The organism is Amycolatopsis sp. (assembly GCF_035276945.1).
Taxonomy (GTDB): Bacteria; Actinomycetota; Actinomycetes; order Mycobacteriales; family Pseudonocardiaceae; genus Amycolatopsis_E.
The window spans coordinates 1-19,576 of record NZ_DATELF010000121.1 but is presented as its reverse complement, the minus strand read 5'-3'; the positions used below and the strand labels follow the sequence as shown (position 1 = coordinate 19,576).

Genomic DNA, 19,576 nt, shown 5'->3' with positions numbered 1-19,576 from the left:
GAGCTTTCCGTCACCCGGGAAACGCGCTCAATCTCCGGTCGACGGCGTCGAGGAACCGCCTACCGAACTCGGTGAGCTCGTCCGCCGAACGGGCGGTCAGCACGGCCTCGCGCACCTGTTCCAGGTGATCGGCGAATTCGCGTTCAGCCGTCCGGCGGAGGCCGGTCCGGGAGCGCTGTTCCGCCGCCCAGAACTCGACCACCGCCGTGAAGGCGTAGATTCCGTGCAGCAGACCGGCCAACGGCCTCGGATCCCGGCGCCACGGCGCACGGTAGCGCCGGCCGGACTCGTCGTGTTCCAACGGCACCAGGTTGAGCAGGGCATTGAGTTTCGAATGCTGTACCTCGTGGATCAGCGTTTCGGCGAGAGAAACCGCGGACTGATGGGGCGCCACCATCATGGCGCCGAAAGCCGAGAACGAGGACGACGCGACGATGCCGCGTCCCGGCGGAACCGGCACGATGACCGGGCGGATCGCCGCCAGCTCGGCCGCGTAGGCCCGATGCCGGGAAACGAGAATTCGCCAAGCCTCGTCAAGCAGTCCGCACCAGTCCGCGAATTCACCGGAGTCCAGCCTCGCCGGCGGCCGGACATCGCCGAATTCGCGGTACGGATCCAGATCGTCGATCGTCCACAGCACCGAGTGTTCACCTTCGGTGCTCCGATGCCTGCGCAAGGGCCACCACTTCTCGCCCGAGTCGAAACACAACTCACCCAACGGAACGAACTCCCGCGACCCGTCGCCCACCGGCCCGGCCTGCCCGATCGTCGGCAAGGTCACGCGGCCGTGCCACGCCGGCACATCGAGGGTGGCGTCGAGGCCGGTACGGATCGAGGCCGCCGCGGCGACAGAACTCAGGTACGAGTTGGTCGGCACCTCTTCCCTCAGCGCGCTCCGCGCCGCACGCAACGCCCTGACCAGCCAAGTCCCGACGCTCGGGTACATCAAGATGGCGCGCACCGCACACCGGTCGCGCTGCTGGGCCGCCACCAGCGTGCGCCAGGCCCCCCGGTAGTCGGCGTCCCCCGATTCGAGCACCGCCTTCAGGAGGAGCAAACGCCTACTGTGCTGGGCGGCCTCGAGTTCCGCCAGGCTCACGACGTCGACCGGACCCGCGAAGATCTGGTCGATAACCGCCAAGGGCACCTCATGCCCGGGCACGCCGGAGCACGGGAAACACCGTCGCGGGCCCGCCACCGTGGCGTCTCCGCTGGTCCTAGTCACGCTGCTCTTGGTTTTGGTCATCCGAATGGTCGAGCACCTGTTCCAGGACCACATCCACCCGCGGTCCGTCCAGTGCGGGAAGTTCCGCCAGCGAGACGCCGGTGAGATCGGGTAGATCGGACACGACGCGACCGTTGGACATCCTGAACTTCAACCCGGCCTCCTCGAACTGAAACCCCTTCCATGGTGCCTGACGGGCGCCGCGAAAGCGAGACCGACGAACGGGAAACACCACACGGGCCCGTCCGTGGAGAACAGAAGTATTCCGTCCCGGACGAAGATCCGGCATCATGGAATGTATCCGCCGGGTTACACCGAAGGCAGGGGAGGGCGTACCGAAGTGAGCGTCAACGCAATGGATCTGGAGTCCGAGCTGATCGATCTCAGCGACGTACCACTATGCGACTTGGTTCGGCTTTCCGCCCCGGAATTGACAGAAGCCATCCACTGCGTTCTCACCGCCATCGTGCGCGACGGAGGTGACCTGCAGGAACAGCGCGATCGGACACTACGACCACGGTAGGGAGGCAACGCGTTCATGCCTGCCGGGACCGACGAGCGGCCGAACCCACTGCAACGCCATACGGTCACTTTCGACGTCTTCGCACAGACCTGCCGCGGTCCCATGCCGGCCGATTCCCTGTCGATCGTCCGCGCCACGCAGTACAGCAGACGCAAGTTGGTGTTCCGGACACTGCTCGACCTGGTGAGCACGACGCCGGCCGCGGCCGGGCCGTTGAGCGATCCAGGTGACGCCTGGCGGGTGCTGGCGTCGAGCGAAGAGCGTGACCAGTCCATTGCCACCGAAGTCCTCATGTACCCCACCGTCGGAGCCTGGGCGACCAGGATCGTTCGGCGTCTGCTCGGCACCATCTCCGAAACTGTTCCATTGTGGACCGAGCTGGGTTACCTGCACTCACTGGCCGCGGCCGCGGCCATTCGGTCCCGTGTCCCGTTCACCCTGCGGGTTCCGGTCATGCACGGCGCGGTCAACCTGCCCACGCTGGGACAGGTTCGGCTCCCCTGCCGTTTTCCCACGGGCGTGGTGACGCTTGACCACGACCGCCACGGACTGCACGTGCGAGCGGGATCAAACCGGTTCGTCTTGCAACCGGAGGAGCCGACGCCACTCTTTCTCCCGGCAAGGTCGCATATCAGCGTTTCCCGGGGCAGCACGCTCCGGCTGCGTTTCGAGGACACCGATCCCTACCGCGAGTTCTCCTCGCCTCTGCCGCCCGACCGCCTGGACGACGTCGCATTCGGGGAATGGGCCAAGTTGCTCGCCGAAGCATGGGATCTGCTGACCAGTTCGCATCCCCGCTATGCCGTCGAGCTGGCGAACGCACTGACCATGTTGACCCCCGCGAAGGCGGAACGGCGGATATCGGCGGCTTCGTCCTCCGCGGCCTTCGGCGGCATGCTGGTTTCCGCCAAGACCTCGGCCGCGCTGCTCGCCGAAGCGATGGTGCACGAAGTGCAACATTCGAAGCTGAATGCGTTGCTCGACCTCGTTCCCCTGCTGACCGAGCCGGGAGACGAGACACTGTACGCGCCGTGGCGCGACGACCCGCGTTCGGCGACCGGCCTGCTTCACGGCATTTATGCCTTCACCAGCACAGTCGAGTTCAACCGGGTGCAACGAACGCGGGCCGACGAGGAGGGCGGCCGGGCGGCGGATTTCCTTTTCGCCCAGCGACGTGCCCAGGTCCGGGAAGCGATCGGCATCGCCCGGCGGCTACCCGGGCTCACCCCGCTCGGCCACACGTTCATCGAGGCGTCGGCCGAGCGGCTCGCGGTGTGCGAACGAGATCAGGTCGAACCCGACCTCGCGGAGGTGATCGGTTGGCTCAACCGCGAACACCGTGCCACCTGGAAGGTCCGGCATCATCGTGTCGACCCGAGTTGTGTGGACCGGCTGACGCGCGAATTTCTCCGAGGCTCGCGCGCGTCGCGCGAAGAGTTCTCCGCACCGGAAGTACGGGCGAATCACCGGAAAATCGATGCTTCGTGGCGCGATTACCTGCTCAAACTGAGGATTCTCGACCCGGCGGCCTTCGCGCGGGTGCTCGCCGACCGGGACGCGGCCATCCCCCCGGTGGATCGCGCGTTCGTCGAGCGAAACTACCTCACCGCCGCTGTTGTCTGTGTGGACCGGATCGAAAGGAATCCGCGCGACGGGCTGGCCTGGATTGGTCTGGGCCTGTCGCTCCGAGCGCAGGGTGACGACGAGGGCGCGACCGGCATCCTGGACTTTCCCGAACTCACCATGGCGATTCACGAACAGGTACACCGGGAGACCGGCATGGCGACCGACCCGGTGACCCTCGCCGGGTGGGTCGGGCGCGCCGCCGGTCCTACAACTGCATAGTGTCGCTGTCGCAGTCCGCCCGGACCATGCGCGCCGCCGCGAGTGTGGCCGGGTGGTCGGCGCCGAGCACCTGCCGGAACGAGTTGGTGGTCTTGGTGTGCAGGATCGCGGCCTCATCGCCCTGACCGAGTTGGTTGAGATCCAACGACAGGTTCAGCGCCACGGCCAACGTGGACGGGTGTTCGGAACCGAGCACGCGATCCGAGCGGGCGAGCGAGTCCCGGTCCAGCTCGCAGGCTTCGGCGACCCGCCCCAGCGCGGCGAGATCGCTCGCCAGATTCGTCATGGCGGTCAACGTGTACGGGTGGTCCCCGCCCAGATTGTCCAGGAGTTCCTTGGCGACGAACTCGTTGAGCTCGTGGGCGGCATCGAGTTCGGTGGCCAGCCGCAAGGTGATCGCCAGGTTCGTCCCGGAGATCAGGGTGAACGGGTGCCGCCCGCCACGGATTTCGCCGAATGCCCGGTAACTCCGCTCCGCCAGTTCCTTCGAACGCGCCAGGGCATTGGCATGGCGATAGTCGATCGACAAACCCATTGTCGCCGTCACGGTATCGATGTGATCTTCGCCGGATCGGCGGCGGTAACGGTCGAGACAATCCTCGGAAAGAAGTTGTGCCTCGTCGTGCCCTCCGGCTTTCCGCGTCGCGACGGCGAGGTTCCGGAGCGCACCGAGGGTGCCGGGATGGTTGTCGCCGAGGATTTCCCGCTGCTTGGCGAGCGTGTCCCGTTGCAGTACCGCCGCCTCCACGTAGTGGCCGCATTCGCGTTGGTCGATCGCGAGGGCGTTGAAGGAACGGAGCGTGGCCGCATGGTTCTCGCCCAGCGTATAGGTTCGTCGCCGGGCGGTTTCCTCGTCGAGGTCACGGGCATCGAAGAAGCGGCCCATCAGGCGGAGCGAACTCGCCAGGTTGGTGGCGAGCCTGAGCGTTTCCGGGTCGTCCTCGCCGAGAATGCGCACGGCTCGGTCATAGACTTCCTGCTGGGCACGTACCTCCTCGGCGAACAGGCCCTGCGAACGGAAGTCACCGGCGATCGCGTCACCTATGCGCAGCAGGCTTTCATCATCTTCGTCGACCGTCTGCCGAAGCCGCTCGTAAATCTGCGCGTTCAGGGCCTGAGCTTCCTTGGTGTGCCCGAGCGTCTGGAGGGCGACCGCGTAAAGCCTTGCCATGTTGAGTGTCTCGGGGGAATCCTCGCCCAGGTTTTCCCGCCACGCGTTGAGCACCTGCTGGGCCTGGTCCCCGGCGCCATGGAAGTCGCCACTGTTGATCAGGTACCGGACGAGGTTGGTGACCAGTTGTTTCACCCAGGGATTGCCGCACCACATGGCACGCGAGGCGTTCGTGTGGGGCAACAGTTCCGCGTAGCGGCGCCAGGTCGTGGTGTTTTCCGGGTCCCCCGGGTCGCCATTGGTGAGCAGCAGGTGCACGGAATGCCGCATTTCCCCGTGTTCCGGTTCGTGCAACTGGTTCTTCAGCACCGCCTGCACCAGCCGGTGCAGTTGCAGGGTGTTGTCGCGGTAGTCGATTTTCGCGAGGCTGTACCGGCTGATTTCCCGGATGGCCCGGTTCAGCTTGATCGGGTCGCCGAACGCTTCCCGGAGCGCGTCGGGAACGGGTGCGTCGCGGGCGCCCGTGAAAACCGTCCGGGAAATGGGTTCCGGGCCGAAGAACGCGCACAGCTGCAACAGTTGCAGCGCGGCGGGGTGCTCGGTGCGCAACCGGGCCAGCGGAACATTCCAGGCGGCGGCGACCGGAAGCTGGTAGTCCGGGGGCGCGCCCGTTTCCAGCAGCTCGGTCCGGTTTTCTTCGAGCAGCGCGACGTACTCCGACGCCTGCATACCCGTCTGGGCGCGCCATGACGCGGCCTGTTCGATGGCAAGCGGAAGATCACCCAGGGCCTCCGCCAACTGGTCGGCTTCGTCGTCGCTCAGCTCGCCACCGCGGCGGCGCAGAAGTTCCTTGCTTTCCTCACGGGTGAACAGGTCGACCTCGACCGTACGGGCCACGCCGGCCCACTGGGAGTTGCGGGACGTGACGACGATATGTCCCGCTCCCGCGGGGAAAAACGGGCTTACCACATCGGGCCGGTCCGCGTTGTCGAAGACCAGCAGCCAACGCGAGTACGGTTCTCCCTTGCGCAGCGCTTCGAGCACGGCGGGCACCGCCGTGTCCGCCGAGCCCGACGCGGGCAGGTCCAGCTGTTTCGCCAGGTCGACGAAACTCGTTCGGATCTGCGCGGAATGCTCGGCGGGTATCCACCAGACCACGTCGTATTCGCCGACGTGCTGGTAGATGTATTCCACGACCGTCTGCGACTTCCCGACCCCGCCCATGCCGTGCAGCGCCTCGGGCAGGACCGCCGTGGCGCCCGGTGTCATCAGCCGTTTCCGCAACTGCTCCAGCAGTTCCCCCCGGCCGACGAAGTCGGGGTTCCGGAGCGGGATCTGGCCCCAGATACGCGGCTGGTTCGTCACCCGCCGTCCCTCGGTCCTGGTCGAGATGTCGGAAGTGGTCACATCTCCTCCTTGCTGACCGGGGCTGTCGTCATCGACGGGTACGGGCGGAAGGTCGGTGGTGGTCAACGGTCCCTCTTCATGGATCGATCCAGAATGATCAGGTACCCTAGCGCCTGGCACTTCTGGTCCCCCAGCGACAGGTTCGGATCGGCTTTTGAGCTTATGTCTGAGCCGTCGGCCACGTTGGGAGTACCGGCCCGAAAGGGCACGAAAGACTGCCTCCTGTACACGCAGATGGGGGACGTTCTCCTCGGAGGGTTCCGGCAGTTCCGTGCCGTCGGGATCGCTCAGCGCCTCACGGAAGTTCCGCAGGACCGCCGACCCCTTGCCATAGTCGCCGATGATCCGCGCGACCCGGACGGTGTTGTCACGGCGTTCACCGGAGAGCAGTTCCTCCCTCACCCCGTCGTGGAATTCGTAGGCCACGGCCACCGGATCGGTCGCGGAAGTGTCCGACGCCCTGCGCAGCAGGCCGCCCAGCAGGATTTCGGCCAGCGCGGACAGCCCCGCGCTGGGCAGCAGCAGGCGCTGGACGAGTTTCATCGTGGGGATGTTCAGCGGTGCCGCGGCGAGCAGGCCGGCCAGTTGGAAGGCCGGAACCGAGGCGATGGTGCGGAATCGCGTGACCTTGTCGCGTGCGGTCGGCTCGGCCGGCTCGGACTCCCCGGCGGTCTCGACCGTCCCGTCCGGCTGGGCCACCACGGCCGTGGTCTCGATCCAGCCGATCTTCCTGCCCGTGACCAGCGCGGACCAGCTCGCGAACCATTCCGGCTCGAGCGCGAGGACAGGCACCGCGACCGCGTTGGCCGGCATCCGGTTCGGTGTTTCGACCCGCAACTCGGCGTTGGCCGAGGCTGGCCTGGGCGAGCGCAGTTTCATGCGATGCGGTGACAGGCCGCTCCAGTGCCACAACCGTTGCGGCAAGGTCTGCACCACCGCGACCGGCATCGCCCCGGCCCATTTCGCCACCATCCGGGCCGCGGCTCCGCTGCGCCACGCGTCGCCGATGGCGTCGGTGAGCACGAGGACCACGCGCCGACCCGTCGTGTCGACGAGGTCTCGCCAGTGACGTGCGGTGCCGGCCGGGCCTTCGCTGCGCAGGGTGAGCTTGTCCTCGTCGGGCTGACTGCAGTCCAGGAAACAGGTACGGACGCCGCGGAACGCGCCCTGCTGCTCCAGCACGGCCCGGAACTGGGAAACCGTGTGGGACCAGATTTCCATCGACGCACTCGTGTCGATGACGAGCATCAATTCGAAACGGTGCCAGGCCGCCGGCCGCCATTGCGGGATCCACATCTTGTCCCGTGCGGCCCGGTCCGCCGTGGCTTCCTCGTCCAGTTCCCGCCGCCAGGGCGACGGCGACGACTTGTTGAACGGCCGCAGCGCCCGCGCGATCAGCCGGGCCTCCGGCAACGCGGGTGCCGACGGCCAGGCCAGCGGAGCCGTTTCCTGGGTCGTACCCGCCTCGACGGTCGTGGTGTGGGCGCGCTGGGCCGGACCTAACGGCCACTTCTCCGCTTCCTTGAACTGGCCAGGCTGAGGCGGTTGGAGGTCGGTCGCCGGTTCCGGCTCCGGTTCGTCGGCGGGGACCGCGTTTTCGTCCGGGCGAGCGGTCACGGGGGTGGTGGCGGGGTCGGCGGCCGGCGGACGCGGAGAAGAATCCGGTGCCAGGGATTTCGCCAGCCAGAGCGCGTCGCGGACCTCGCGCCAGTTCAGGTCCCGCGTCGACAACGGTTCCGCGGACGGCTCCGGGGATTCGTAGTACTGGCCCACCACGGCATCGACGGCAGCGGCGGCCGGCCGCTGACGCCGGCTCATGGCGCACCCTCCGACAGCGGATGCCAGATGGCCTTGAGCAGTTCCTGCCACTCCTCGTCCGTCTGGTAGGCGCCGGAGGTGGCCAGCTCGGTGGCCAGGTGCACCGCGTTGAGCAACTGGTCCGAGGCCAGCCCGCCCAGTTCGTCGCTGCGCTCGGTGAACTCGGTGATCAACCGGGCGATGTCCACCTTGTCGGTGGCGCCGAACTGAGCGGCCACCATCGCGCCGAGCTGCTGCGCGGTCGGCGGCTCGATGCGCAGGTTCAGACAGCGGCGCAGGAACGCGGGCGGGAAATCACGCTCGCCATTGCTGGTGATGATCACCACGGGGAAACAGCGGCAGCACACGACCCCGCCGGAGATCACCGCCGAGCCGTCGCGGTCCGCGGTCAGTACCCTGACCTCGGGCGCTCGCTTGGCGATCCGGATCAGCTCCGGAATCTCGTACTCGCCCTCCTCGAAGACGTTGAGCAGGTCGTTCGGCAGATCGATATCACTCTTGTCCAGTTCGTCGATCAGCAGCACCCGGGGCCGCTCGAACGGCAGCAACGCCGTCCCCAGCGGCCCGAGATGCACATAGTTGCCGATATCCGGCGCGGCACCGGACTGGCCGTCCCGCCCGGTCGAAGTCCCGGCGTCCTGCACCCGCCCGATCGCGTCATAGCCGTAGAGCCCGTCCCTCAACGTGGTCCGCGAGGTGATCGGCCAGCGCAGCACCGGACCCAGCCCCAGCTCACGCGCGATCTGATACGCCAGGCTCGACTTCCCCGTGCCCGGCCGCCCGGTCACCAGGAGCGGGCGCCGCAGATACAGCGCCGCGTTGACCATCGAGATCTCGTTGCGATGCGGGACCCGGTGCCCCTTCGCCTTGCCCAGCCGCCGGTCGAACTCGCCGTGATCGTCCTCGGGCAACTCGGCGACACCTTCGCCGTCGAACTCCCGCCACGGCGGCGCCTTCGGCAACGAGGGCGGGGAACCCGACGGCCAGCCGGTACCGTGGTAGACGCGCCATTCCGGCGGGGTGTCGCTGCCCGGGTTCATCGGCCCACCCGCTCCGGTGGAGCCGCGTCCCGCGGCACGACAAGACGATCCGGATCATCCCAGAGGATGGTCAGCTGACTGCCCACGTGATCGGCGCCCTCCGCAAGCGCGCTCGCCCGCACGAACCGCGCCCGCTCCAGCAGGTGGCTCGGACCGTCGGCGTGCAGCAGTTTCTCGACAGTTTCGATGAATTCTCGTGAACCACAGTCCCGGCGGTGCCAGACCATCACCGGAATTCCCGCGCGCAGACCGACCAGAACCTGCCCCTGACCCGGCAGGCCCGCCTCGGGCGGAGCGCCCAGAATCAGCGACACCAAACGCGGATCCTGCTCGAAAACCGCGGTCAGCTTCCGCAGGTCGTCGTTCGCGGGCTGATGGCACGACCCAACGGGAATGGTTCCGTCCCCTTCCAGTTGCTGCTGGAGTTCCCGCCACCGAGTGCGCCAGGAGCCGTGCCACTTGCCGGCCGTCATCCGGTCCAGGCTGCGGACCACCACCGGAAATCTACAGCCGACGGGTTCCGGCACGGCCGTGTCAGTCTCCCATTGCCACTGATCGACGGCCAGATTCAACAGCTCACTCGACAGAATGAACTCGACTCGGATTTCCGGCTCGTATTGGGCCCAGTCCTCGGCGGTGTTTTCCGCCAGCTCCGCCACCCTGCGCCGCACCTCGGGAAGACGGCCGACGAAATCGGGGCCACGGTCCGGATGCCAGCCGTCGGAAACGTCGAGCTGGAACCAGTGACTGATCCGGTACACCTCGCCCGAGGGACCCTCCGGCTGGAGCAGCAGCACGAGGTAGGCGTGCGACTTGGGCGGCGGCGCGGGCAGCGACTCGTGCGCGAACCGTCGCCGCACCGCCTGGAGTTCGGTGATCACGCCGAACCTACTCGCTTGCTGGTCGGCCCACCGGCGCAGCTCCGACGCCAGCTCGAAGCGCACCCGGGTGGCCAGGTATTCGACGAAGACCAGCGGCTTGGGCAAGCCGTCCGGATTCGCGTTCAACATCTCCAGCGCGAGAAAGACCTCCGGAAACGTGGTCTGCCTGACCAGCGCCCTGGCGTCGGGGCCGGCCACGAACTGGTAGATGTCCCCGATGTCCGGAATGACCACGCCGCGCAGGAGGTCGAACAGCCTGTCGCGCTCCTCCTGCGGCCAGATCTCCAGCGCCGTCATACCCTGCACGACCTGCCGGACCCGCAGCACCGGATTCGAACCCTGCTCGACCCGGTCCAGCACCTCGACCAGGGTGGGCAGCCCGTCGAACCGCTGGCGGCAGGCGTCCACGATCGAGTAGATGTGAAACACCGGGTTCGGGTGCTCCTCCACCGGCAGGTGGGCGTGGAGCTCGTCGCTCAGCATCCGCACGATCAGGTTACGGCCGGACAACTCGGTCAGGCAGGACACGTTCTGGAGCGCCTCGACCAGCGGCCAGAGCAGGTCCTGACCAGGGTTCGGGCCCTCCGCGGTCCCCATGCGCGGCTCCCTTTCTTGCGACAGCCACAAAATAGTAGCGATCAACCACCCATCCGGGGGAGGACTTCACAAAAAGTTTCAACCAATCGTCGCAGCGGAAGCGAGTCCCCCTCCAGCTCGGCGAGGATGGTCAGTAATTCCTGAACCCCTCCCTGGTGGTCGAGGCACGCGCGCAGAATCTCGATAACCTGCAGCCGCCGCTGCGCATGGTAACGAATCGCGCCCGAAATGGCCGGCCGCAACTGGCCGATCACCAGGTCACGGGAGCTTTGTCCGGCGATGCACGGTACGGCGTCCAGCGCGTTCACCAGCCGGAAAAACGGCGAATCCATCCCTTCCCCCTTCCCCCTTCCCCGTCAAGTATGCCCGCGAGCGCGTGTGCCGTGCGGTGGCGAACAGCCCAACCCAAGCAACACGGAGGCATCATGAAGGAGCATGAGATCGTGGCCGCGGTCCGGAAGACCGCCGGACTGAACCGATCCGGAGCACGCCGCGTCCGCCACTCGCGCCACCTTGTCGGTGCTGGGGCTCGGTGCTGAGACGATGCCTTGCCGGTGACGAGCCTCGCGGGCCAGTTGCCGCCGGGCATCGCGGAAGCACTCCGGGCGAGCGGCGGGGCCGAGCGCTTGGGCGTCGAGGAGTTCTACCGGCGGGTGAAGGACGCGGAAGGCCGCGGATGCACCCAGGACGGTGTCCGTGAGCAAGCGCGAGCCGTCTTCGCCTCGCTGAAGAGCAGAGTGAGTAAGGGCGAGTTCGACGACCTCGTCGAGTAACCGCCTGCCGGCTACCGGCAGGACCTCCTCTCCACCGCTCCCGCGGACGAACATCGTTGAGCGCCGTTCCCCCACTCGGCCTACTCGGCGATACCGCTCTCGGCGTATTCCGCCGCGTGTGTTCCGGCGGGCGTTTGAGAGCGCGCGGCACGGGCATTTCAAGCGAGTCCGGTCGAAGAGCGCGAACAGTCGAAAGAGGGATAAATGATACTGCTCGGAGCCATTCTTCTGATCGTCGGGCTACTCACCAATATCTCGATTCTGGACACGATCGGAGCCGTGGTGCTGATCGTCGGCCTGGTGCTCATGATCATGGGCACGACGGGCCGCGGAGTCGGTGGCCGTGCCCACTGGTACTGACCCGGCCACCGAGGAATCAGCCCGCACCGGCCGGGGAGAACACCTCGGCCAGTACCCGCTGCCGCGCGCTCGGTTCGTGATCGAATAGCCTGGTGCACGAAGAAGCAGTGCTGGTGCTGGGCGCGACGGGCAGGACGGGACAGTTGTCGCCACCGGGTTGCGGGCGCGAGGAGTGCCGGGCCGGGCCGCCCACCGACAGGGAAGGGGCTTGAGTGACGGTCACCCTGGACGACGTCCGCGAAGCCGCCGAGCGGATCAAAGGCGTCGCACACCGGACTCCTGTGCTGCGCTCGCGCACCCTGGACGAACTCGTCGGCGCGACGGTCTTCCTCAAGTGCGAGAACTTCCAACGCGTGGGGGCGTTCAAGTTCCGTGGCGCCTACAACGCGGCTTCGCGCCTGTCCCCAGAGCAGGTGGCCAAGGGAATCGCCGCGTACTCCTCCGGCAACCACGCTCAGGCCATCGCACTGGCGGCACGGGAACTGGGCACCACCGCGGTGATCCTCATGCCCGAGGACACCCCGAAGTCCAAAATGGATGCGGTCGCCGGTTACGGTGCGGAGATCGTCACCTACGACCGCTACACCGGAGACCGGACCGCCATCGGCGAGGCCTTGGCGGCCGAGCGTGGCATGGCACTGATCCCGCCCTACGATCACCCGCACGTCATTGCCGGGCAGGGCACCGCGGCGCTCGAACTCATCGAGGAGGTGGGTGAACTCGACGCCCTGCTGGGCCCGGTCGGCGGCGGTGGGCTCATCGCCGGCAGCGCCACCGCCGCCAAGGGCCTGCGGACCGGAATTTGCATGATCGGAGTCGAACCCGAGGCCGGCGACGACACCAAGCGCTCCCTGGAAGCGGGCAGGCGCGTCAGCATCCCGGTGCCGCGGACGATCGCCGACGGTCAAGCCGCCGACATCCCCGGCGAACTGACGTTCTCCATCAACCAGCGGCTGCTCGACGGGATCGCCCTGGTCACCGACGACGAAATCCGCGATGCGATGCGGTTTGCCTTCGAACGGCTCAAAATCGTCGTCGAGCCCAGCGGCGCCACCGCTCTGGCCGCGCTGCTCGCCGGCCGCCTCGACCGCGTCCCACCCCGCGTCGGCCTGATCATCTCCGGCGGAAACATCGGCGCCGAGCGTTTCGCCGAACTGTTGAACCCGTGACACCACTCCCGTGACCAGTGCGACGGCCGGGCGAGCCTTCATGTCCCCGCGGTGAAGCGGCCTGAGGTGCACGCAAGCATTTGACGCTGTGCGCGACCGGACTGCCGGTGGGCTCCGGCCTACCATGGGAAAGGTGCGTTCTTCGCAGGCGGTCCCGGGACGTTACCGCTGGTGAGCGCCTGGCGCGAGGTGCTCGGCAGGCGCGGGCGGCAGGCCGCGCACTGGGTGGTCGTCGGGGCCGCGCTCGGCTATCTCGCGTGGAAGGTGCCGGGGTTCGTCGAGGACGTCACCCGGTCCGGGCGGACGTCGCTGGACGTGCGCTGGGAGTGGGTGGCGGTCGCGGCCGTGTCCAGCCTGGCGGCGTTGGCCTTGTACGGAGAGATGCACCGGCAACTGCTCCTGGTCGGCAGCGCGCACCTGGCGGTGCGCACCGTGCAGGGGATCAATATCGTCGAAAACGCGGTGTCCAGCACGATTCCCGTGGTCGGCGGTGCGGGCGCACTGGCCTACGCGATCGATCAGTTGCGCCGCCGTGGCGTGGACACCGCACTGGCCTCCTGGTCGGTGCTGGTCGCCGGGCTGGTCGACACGCTGACGCTGGCGGCGCTGGGCGCCCTCGGCCTGGGTTGGGCAGGCCGGGTCAGCCCGGTCGTCGCCGTGCTGATCACGCTGGGGGTGGTGCTGGTCGCGGTCGGCGGGTGGGCCGTGCTGACCCACCCGGCCGTCCTGCGGCGTGGGCTGCACGGGCTGCTGACGCTGGCCAGCCGGATCCCGGGGTTTTGCCCCCCGTGCCGGGACGCCTGGCGGATCCGGACCGAGCAGGCCGCGGGGCGCCTGTCCACGCGCATCGCGCTACTTCGGCCAGGCGCTCCACGATGGCTGCTGGTGACCCTGCTCGCGGTCGTCAGCTGGACACTCGACTACCTGGCCCTGACCGCCACTGTCGCGTCCGTGGGGATGCCGGTGCCCTGGGCGTTGCTCGCGGTGGGTTTCCTGATCGTGCAGGGCAGCATCGCGTTGCAGATCTTCCCGGGCGGGGCCGGCCTCGCCGAGACCGGGCTGCTTGGCGTCCTGCTCGCGGGCGGCCTCGCCGCCGCGCCCGCGGCGGTCAGCGTGCTGATCTACCGCGCGATCAGCTGGCTGGGCCTTTCCCTGCTGGGCTGGGCCGTCTACGCGGCGTGGATCCACACAAGCCCGATTCACATCCACCGGCACGCACCCGAACTCAGCCAGGTTTGACCCGGCTGCCGGCTCACGCCTGCCCCAGGGCCTGGACAGCGACGCAGACCTGGGAAGTCGTAGCGCGCTACTGGACTGTTACAGGGTTATCTTGGGGCAGGGAATGCGGGTACTTTCGGGCAACCCCGGAAGCGGTTGGGCGCGTCTTCTGGGACGAGGGCAGGAGCCAATTCCTCGATTACTTGCCAGAATTCCGCCGAGAATGGAGTGTTTCGTCAGGCGCGTCCGCCGGATTGTGTTCGCCGGCTCGCACTCTGGCCCTGTCGGCCGCGCTGACCGCCCGCGGCGGCACGATCGCGGCCCTTGGCACCCCCGGCTTCCAGTACCTCGACCGTGGCTCCCAGTGCGAAAGAGGTCCTACCGGCCCGCGTCGGCAAGGCCGTCACCCAGAGCACCGCGTCGTCGTTCAAGGTCAACATGACCACACAGCGACAGGGCCTGGGTCTGTTGACCCTGACCAACACCGGCGGCGACACGGTCACGTTCGGTGGGTGGCCGACGCGACGTTCCTGAACGAGGCCAACGAAAGGGTGCCGGTACCGGTGCGGGAGGTCACGGTGCCGGGGCCGGGCGGCACCATCAACCTCGAGCCGGGCCAGAGCGCATTCGCCGGGATGAAATGGACGGACGGCGACAAGTGCAGCGCGTCCACCTACGTGGCCACCACGCTGAAGGTCACCGTCTCCGGCGCCACCAACCCGATTCCGGTGAGCGTCACCGGCCAAAATGGACAGCCGGCGGGCTACTAAGAATTCGATGTCACCTCGGTCGAGGTCGGTACTCCACAGGCCGCCCGGCAAGGCGTGCCGGCGTTCTGACCGCGCCGGCAGGAAAGGCATACCGCGGCGTCTCCGGTGCGGGCGGCTCGAACTCGCCCGACCACAGCAGTCGCCTCGGTGGCTGCAGGAACTGCTTCCACGACTGCGGTCCGGCCGAATGGGCGAACATCGCCCGGTCCTCCCGGCGCCGCAACGCACAGCGCCCAGGCGCCACGTCGACCCCCCAGCCGGCGGGCAGGCATGCCACCGAATCCACCTCGGCCAACACGATCGCGTCATCCCGCACGGTCGGGCCAACCACCCGGTAGCCGTGTTCGGTCAGCAACCGGATCAGGCGAACCAGCCCGTCCTCGCCGATCACCACCGGTCCGCTCGTCGTCGCCATATCAGCATCACCCTGCCTCCGGCCGAGCGTCTCTCGCACCGCCGGCGCCAAGCCAGTACCGGAAGCCCCCGTGCGCGGGGACCTAATGCCCTTACCCCCGGTTCCAGCCGCGATCAGCCTTGAAGCATGCCATCACAGGCCACACACGACGTGGCATGGGCCGCTGTTCACGAAACCCACATCGGGGCCGTATTCCTGGTCGGAGACCGCGCCTACAAACTGAAGAAACCGGTGGACTTCGGTTTCCTGAACTTCACCGACCGCGCGACGCGGGAGCAGGTGTGCCACCGGGAAGTCGAACTCAACCGGCGCCTGGCACCCGACGTCTACCTCGGCGTCGCCGACGTCACCGGGCCCGATCACCACGTCTGCGACCACCTCGTGGTCATGCGCCGGATGCCCGAGAACCGCCGCCTCACCAGCCTGGTTCGCGAGGCGGCGCCGCTGACCGGGACGATCCGCGACCTGGCGCGGATACTCGTCACGTTCCACGCCAAGGCGGAGCGGAGTCCGGACATCGCCGCGCAGGGGTCACGGGACGCGATCCTCGCCCGCTGGGACGACAGCTTCAAGCAAGTACGCCCGTTCCACGAGGCGGTGCTCCCCCACGAGGTCGCGTGCGAGATCGAAAGGCTCACCCACGAGTTCCTCGCCGGACGCGAGCCCCTGTTCCACCGCAGGCAAACCACCGGACGCATCGTCGACGGCCACGGCGATCTCCTCGCCGACGACATCTTCTGCCTCGACGACGGGCCCCGCGTGCTGGACTGCCTGGAGTTCGACGACCGGTTGCGCTGGGTCGACGGGCTGGACGACGTCGCGTTCCTCGCGATGGACCTGGAACGGCTCGGAGCGACCGAACTCGGCGAACTCCTGCTCGGCTACTACGCCGAATTCTCCGGCGACCCCGCACCCCCCGCGCTGCGCCACCACTACATCGCCTACCGCGCCTTCGTCCGCGCCAAGGTCGCCTGCCTGCGGTACGCCCAAGACGACGACACCGCAGCCGAACTGGCCCGCACCTACGCCGATATCGCGCTACGGCACCTGCGCCAGGGCCGGCCACGCATGATCCTCGTCGGCGGCCTCCCCGCCAGTGGAAAGTCAACACTGGCCGACACCATCGCCGACCGGCTCGGCGCCACCGTCCTGTGCAGCGACCGCATCCGCAAGGAACTCGCCGGGATCGCGCCCGAGACACCCGCCGCGGCGGGCTACCGGGAAGGGCTCTACGACAGCACCCACACCCGCCGCACCTACACCGAACTCCTGCGCCGCGCCAGCGAGTTGCTCGGCCTTGGCGAAACGGTCGTGCTCGACGCGTCCTGGACCGACGCGGCACACCGTCAAGCCGCCATCGACACGGCCGGGCAGGCCTACGCCCCCGCCATCCCGCTGCGCTGCTGGGCACCCGCAACCGTCACGTCCGAACGACTCGCCAGCAGGACGGCGTCGATCTCCGACGCCACGCCGGAGATCGCCCACCACATGACCGCCGACACGCACCGGTGGCCCGAAGCACACACCATCCTCACCGCCGGCCAACCCGAAGACTCGCTCACCCAAGCCCTGGGATACCTCGAGTAAGCGGGTTCGTGGCTGCTCCATTTCGGCCGGTACGCCACGAAGGGCGCGAGGAGGTCCCTGTCGCTCCACGTGGTCTTCCCGACGAATACAGCTGGCACTAGCCCGTACGGGGCCCCATCAGCGCACAACTCACAGCCGTGGCAATAGCGGGCGACCGGACAGTCCACCCCTACCCCGGCCGGGGACGGCGCCCACCAGGAACCGGCCCCGACGGCCGCGACCTGCTACTCAGCTGCGGCGCCGCCCTGCAATCGACTTCGCCGCACGCGGCAGGAACACACGCTGACGCCCCTCGCGGTCAACGCAGGGCGACTGTGAGCAGGACGACCGCGTCGCTGCACGCGTCGAGGCCGTGGCGTTGCGGTGGCAACGGCAACAGTTCGCTTTCGTCGAGGAACCACTCCTGGTCGGCGGTGTGCAGGCGCACCCGGCCGGTGAGCACGTGGAGGGTGGCGGCCGCGGGCGCGTCGTGGTCGGCGAGAATGGTGCCATCGGTCAGGGCGATGAGGGTGCCGCGCAGAGACGTGCTGGAGGCGATGGTGCGGGCGGCGCGGCCGGACGGCTGCGCGTGCGCCTGTTCCAGCAGTTCCGCGGCGAGTGCACGCAGGCGGACCACCGCGTGGTGGCCCCGGGCGAGGTCGGTCATGGCACGTTCTCCCATCCGCGGCGTGGCGCGCGGGCGCCGAGCCGCTGTTCCCGGCTGCGGTAAACGATGTAGGGGCGGGTCAGGTAGCCCAGGGGCATCGAGAAGACGTGCACCAGGCGACTGAACGGCCAGAACGCGAACAGCACCCACGCGGCCAGCACGTGCGCCTGGAAACCCCAGGGCGCGGCTTTGATCAGGGCGGTGTGCGGCTGGAGGGAGAAGATGGACCGGAACCACGGAGCGACGGTTTCCCGGTAGTCGTGGGGGTGACCGGTGAGGTTGCCGAGCACGGTGGTGCCGAGGCCGAGCGCGATGGTGCCGATCAACAGCACGTACATGATCTTGTCGTTGCGGGTGGTGGCCGAGAAGACCGGCCCGACGGTGCGGCGGCGGTAGATCAGGATCGCGGCTCCGCCGAGGGTGCACACGCCGGCGATGGTGCCCAGCACGACCGCGCCGATGTGGTAGGCGGTCTCGCTGATGCCGACGGCTTCGGTCCACGACTTGGGAATCAGCAGCCCGCCGATGTGGCCGAGCGCCACGACCAGGATGCCGAAGTGGAACAGCGGGCTGCCCAGCCGCAGCAGTCGCCGCTCATAGAGCTGGGAGGAGCGGGTGGTCCAGCCGAACTTGTCGTAGCGGTAACGCCAGTAGTGCCCGACGATGAAGATCGCGATCGAGACGTAGGGGACGGCGACCCACAGCAGCGCGTCGAGAACGCTCACCGGGCACCTCCTCGGGGCATGTATTCGGGTGGCGCGAACGGGTCGAGCCCGACTTCTTCCTCGGGCGGGCCCTGGGCGATCAGCCGGGCGATGGCGTCGTGGTCGCGGCCGCGCAACGGGGGCAGGGTCGCCGAGACCGAGTCGAGGACGGGCGCCCAGGCCGAGCCGCCGTCGCGCAGACCGAGCCGGAGCAGTTCCAGTCCGGCGCGATGTTCGCCCAGCAACCGCGATCCCGCGTCCGGGTCGGTGATGGCGGCGAATTCGAGGACCACCGCGAGGTGGTCGGGTAGTTCCCCTTCGGCAAGGTGGAGTCCGGCGGCTCGGTAGGCGTGGGTGAACCGTAGCAGCGCCATGCCGCGTTTGCGCGTGTCACCGTAGGTGTAGTAGGTCAGGTAGAGGCTCCCGCGCTTGCGGTGGTCGAACGTGGCGACGTAGTCGGCGGCCACGTCCGGCAGCGGGGTGTGTTCGAGATGGTCGAGGAACCCGGACAGCGGTGCGCCGACCGGGCCGGGGAGCACACGTGTCACCTCGCGCAACAACGGGAGCCGATCGAGCAGGTTCGGGTCCGGGTAGTCGAGCAGCAGCGACTGCGTCTGCCACGCCATCGCGTGCGGGGTCATGACCGGCGCTCCGTCTCGTCGTCTTCGTTCTCGCGGGGCGGGAACAGGCCCTCGGGGCGGCCTTTGCCATCCCAGTTGAGCAGATTCACCCGACGTTCCTTGTTGACCGGCGCGGCAGGGCCGTCCACGACGTCGGCGGTCTGCCGGTCGGCGAGCATGCGGAAGTTCTCCACGGCGATCGGGGATGCGCCGCCGGACGTTTCGCCGAAGGGCCCCGAACCGCCCATGCCGGGCCCGCCCTCGTAGTCCAGGCTGCACTCGGTGGCCAGTTCCTCCAGGCCGTGCGCCTGCTCGGCGTGCGCGGGCGGGATGACGTAGCGCTCGTCGTATTTCGCCAGCGCCAGCAGCCGGTACATGTCGTAGACCTGCTCGCCGGTCATGCCGACCTTCGCCGGGATCTCCTCGCGGGGTTCGCGGCCGAGATTGATGTCGCGCAGGTAGGAACGCATCGCGGCCAGCCGCCGCAGCACCCCCTCGACCGGCGCGGGGTCGCCCGCGGTGAACAGTTGCGCCAGGTAGTCGACCGGGATGCGCAGGGCGTCGATCGCGGCGAACAGGTTGCCGTGATCTTCGCCGTCGTGGCCGGTGTCGCGGACCACGTCGACCACCGGGGACAGCGGCGGGATGTACCAGACCATCGGCAGGGTGCGGTATTCGGGATGGAGGGGCAGCGCAACCTGATACCGGCTGATCAGCGCCCATACCGGCGAACGCGTCGCCGCATCGATCCAGTCGCGCGGGATGCCGGCCCGTTCGGCGGCGGCGATCACGGCCGGATCGTTCGGGTCGAGGAACACCTTCCGCTGGGCCTCGTACAAGTCATGTTCGTCCACAGTGGACGCGGCC

18 protein-coding genes and 1 pseudogene are annotated in these 19,576 nt (G+C 68.2%); 8 read left to right on the top strand and 11 right to left on the bottom strand.

The annotated features are described in order from the left end of the window. Positions 1-10: 10 nt before the first annotated feature. Together VJT49_RS22100 and VJT49_RS22095 are read right to left on the bottom strand one after the other, a co-directional pair. Positions 11-1,141, bottom strand: a complete 1,131-nt coding sequence (locus VJT49_RS22100) for an HEXXH motif domain-containing protein (RefSeq protein WP_324166799.1) — start codon at positions 1,139-1,141, stop codon at positions 11-13. A gap of 76 nt (positions 1,142-1,217) precedes the next feature. Beyond that, a complete protein-coding gene (locus VJT49_RS22095) occupies positions 1,218-1,379 on the bottom strand; it encodes a hypothetical protein (protein WP_324166798.1) in 162 nt (53 codons plus the stop codon). Positions 1,380-1,763: 384 nt separating this feature from the next. On the opposite strand from VJT49_RS22095, the gene VJT49_RS22090 reads away from it, so the two are divergent. Then, on the top strand, positions 1,764-3,593 hold the full coding sequence (locus VJT49_RS22090; protein ID WP_324166797.1) for an HEXXH motif domain-containing protein: 1,830 nt from the start codon (positions 1,764-1,766) through the stop codon (positions 3,591-3,593). Here the strand turns inward: VJT49_RS22090 and fxsT are convergent. Genes fxsT through VJT49_RS22070 form a run of 4 tightly spaced genes read right to left on the bottom strand, consistent with a single transcriptional unit; the run spans position 3,580 to position 10,779 of the window. Then, complete coding sequence (gene fxsT, locus VJT49_RS22085; RefSeq protein ID WP_324166796.1) at positions 3,580-7,929, bottom strand: FxSxx-COOH system tetratricopeptide repeat protein; 4,350 nt, start codon at positions 7,927-7,929, stop codon at positions 3,580-3,582. The two genes, VJT49_RS22090 and fxsT, sit on opposite strands and share 14 nt — an antisense overlap. Next, positions 7,926-8,969: a MoxR family ATPase gene (locus tag VJT49_RS22080; protein ID WP_324166795.1), complete on the bottom strand. Its 1,044-nt coding sequence runs from the start codon at positions 8,967-8,969 to the stop codon at positions 7,926-7,928. Before VJT49_RS22080 ends, fxsT begins: the two co-directional genes overlap by 4 nt. Further along, a complete protein-coding gene (locus VJT49_RS22075) occupies positions 8,966-10,447 on the bottom strand; it encodes an effector-associated domain 2-containing protein (protein WP_324166794.1) in 1,482 nt (493 codons plus the stop codon). The genes VJT49_RS22080 and VJT49_RS22075 overlap by 4 nt, the downstream gene beginning before the upstream one ends. A gap of 41 nt (positions 10,448-10,488) precedes the next feature. Next, the gene (locus VJT49_RS22070; RefSeq protein ID WP_324166793.1) at positions 10,489-10,779 is read right to left on the bottom strand and encodes an effector-associated domain 2-containing protein; all 291 of its coding nucleotides are present in this window, start codon (positions 10,777-10,779) and stop codon (positions 10,489-10,491) included. A gap of 222 nt (positions 10,780-11,001) precedes the next feature. Between VJT49_RS22070 and VJT49_RS22065 the strand changes: the two genes are divergently transcribed. The 6 genes from VJT49_RS22065 to VJT49_RS22040 all read left to right on the top strand — a co-directional run bounded on the left by VJT49_RS22065 (position 11,002) and on the right by VJT49_RS22040 (position 14,737). After that, on the top strand, positions 11,002-11,220 hold the full coding sequence (locus VJT49_RS22065; protein WP_324166792.1) for a DUF2267 domain-containing protein: 219 nt from the start codon (positions 11,002-11,004) through the stop codon (positions 11,218-11,220). Positions 11,221-11,424: 204 nt separating this feature from the next. After that, positions 11,425-11,580 carry a hypothetical protein gene (locus VJT49_RS22060; protein ID WP_324166791.1) on the top strand — a complete coding sequence of 52 codons (156 nt, stop codon included), beginning with the start codon at positions 11,425-11,427 and terminating at the stop codon, positions 11,578-11,580. Between the two features lie 212 nt (positions 11,581-11,792). After that, positions 11,793-12,749 carry a pyridoxal-phosphate dependent enzyme gene (locus tag VJT49_RS22055; RefSeq protein WP_324166790.1) on the top strand — a complete coding sequence of 319 codons (957 nt, stop codon included), beginning with the start codon at positions 11,793-11,795 and terminating at the stop codon, positions 12,747-12,749. 171 nt (positions 12,750-12,920) lie between these two features. Further along, entirely contained in the window at positions 12,921-13,988 is a 1,068-nt protein-coding gene (locus tag VJT49_RS22050) for a lysylphosphatidylglycerol synthase domain-containing protein (RefSeq protein WP_324166789.1), read from the top strand. 333 nt (positions 13,989-14,321) lie between these two features. Further along, positions 14,322-14,501, top strand: a complete 180-nt coding sequence (locus tag VJT49_RS22045) for a hypothetical protein (protein WP_324166788.1) — start codon at positions 14,322-14,324, stop codon at positions 14,499-14,501. After that, complete coding sequence (locus VJT49_RS22040) at positions 14,480-14,737, top strand: DUF4232 domain-containing protein (RefSeq protein ID WP_324166787.1); 258 nt, start codon at positions 14,480-14,482, stop codon at positions 14,735-14,737. Before VJT49_RS22045 ends, VJT49_RS22040 begins: the two co-directional genes overlap by 22 nt. 10 nt (positions 14,738-14,747) lie before the next feature. On the opposite strand, the gene VJT49_RS22035 is transcribed toward VJT49_RS22040, so the two are convergent. Continuing rightward, entirely contained in the window at positions 14,748-15,152 is a 405-nt protein-coding gene (locus VJT49_RS22035) for a hypothetical protein (RefSeq protein WP_324166786.1), read from the bottom strand. 126 nt (positions 15,153-15,278) lie between these two features. Here VJT49_RS22035 and VJT49_RS22030 point away from each other — a divergent pair, with 126 nt between their 5' ends. Further along, the gene (locus VJT49_RS22030; protein WP_324166785.1) at positions 15,279-16,739 is read left to right on the top strand and encodes an AAA family ATPase; all 1,461 of its coding nucleotides are present in this window, start codon (positions 15,279-15,281) and stop codon (positions 16,737-16,739) included. 298 nt (positions 16,740-17,037) lie between these two features. Here the strand turns inward: VJT49_RS22030 and VJT49_RS22025 are convergent, their stop codons facing one another. The 4 genes and pseudogenes from VJT49_RS22025 to narY form a co-directional block, all read right to left on the bottom strand. Beyond that, the gene (locus VJT49_RS22025; RefSeq protein WP_324166784.1) at positions 17,038-17,385 is read right to left on the bottom strand and encodes a hypothetical protein; all 348 of its coding nucleotides are present in this window, start codon (positions 17,383-17,385) and stop codon (positions 17,038-17,040) included. Continuing rightward, positions 17,382-18,110, bottom strand: coding sequence for a respiratory nitrate reductase subunit gamma (gene narI / locus VJT49_RS22020; RefSeq protein WP_324166783.1), 729 nt, complete (start codon positions 18,108-18,110; stop codon positions 17,382-17,384). Before narI ends, VJT49_RS22025 begins: the two co-directional genes overlap by 4 nt. After that, entirely contained in the window at positions 18,107-18,730 is a 624-nt protein-coding gene (narJ, locus tag VJT49_RS22015) for a nitrate reductase molybdenum cofactor assembly chaperone (RefSeq protein ID WP_324166782.1), read from the bottom strand. The genes narI and narJ overlap by 4 nt, the downstream gene beginning before the upstream one ends. Continuing rightward, positions 18,727-19,576 (bottom strand): annotated as a pseudogene (narY, locus tag VJT49_RS22010) (nitrate reductase subunit beta); the annotation flags it as partial. The pseudogene narY and the gene narJ, both read right to left, overlap by 4 nt.

Bases quoted from the DNA above. Each gene is read 5' to 3' on its own strand.
- VJT49_RS22075 (WP_324166794.1), bottom strand. From the start codon at position 10,447: ATGGGGACCGCGGAGGGCCCGAACCCTGGTCAGGACCTGCTCTGGCCG.
- VJT49_RS22090 (WP_324166797.1), top strand. From the start codon at position 1,764: ATGCCTGCCGGGACCGACGAGCGGCCGAACCCACTGCAACGCCATACG.
- narJ (WP_324166782.1), bottom strand. From the start codon at position 18,730: ATGACCCCGCACGCGATGGCGTGGCAGACGCAGTCGCTGCTGCTCGAC.
- VJT49_RS22025 (WP_324166784.1), bottom strand. From the start codon at position 17,385: ATGACCGACCTCGCCCGGGGCCACCACGCGGTGGTCCGCCTGCGTGCA.
- VJT49_RS22030 (WP_324166785.1), top strand. From the start codon at position 15,279: ATGCCATCACAGGCCACACACGACGTGGCATGGGCCGCTGTTCACGAA.
- VJT49_RS22035 (WP_324166786.1), bottom strand. From the start codon at position 15,152: ATGGCGACGACGAGCGGACCGGTGGTGATCGGCGAGGACGGGCTGGTT.
- VJT49_RS22080 (WP_324166795.1), bottom strand. From the start codon at position 8,969: ATGAACCCGGGCAGCGACACCCCGCCGGAATGGCGCGTCTACCACGGT.
- VJT49_RS22070 (WP_324166793.1), bottom strand. From the start codon at position 10,779: ATGGATTCGCCGTTTTTCCGGCTGGTGAACGCGCTGGACGCCGTACCG.
- VJT49_RS22060 (WP_324166791.1), top strand. From the start codon at position 11,425: ATGATACTGCTCGGAGCCATTCTTCTGATCGTCGGGCTACTCACCAAT.
- fxsT (WP_324166796.1), bottom strand. From the start codon at position 7,929: ATGAGCCGGCGTCAGCGGCCGGCCGCCGCTGCCGTCGATGCCGTGGTG.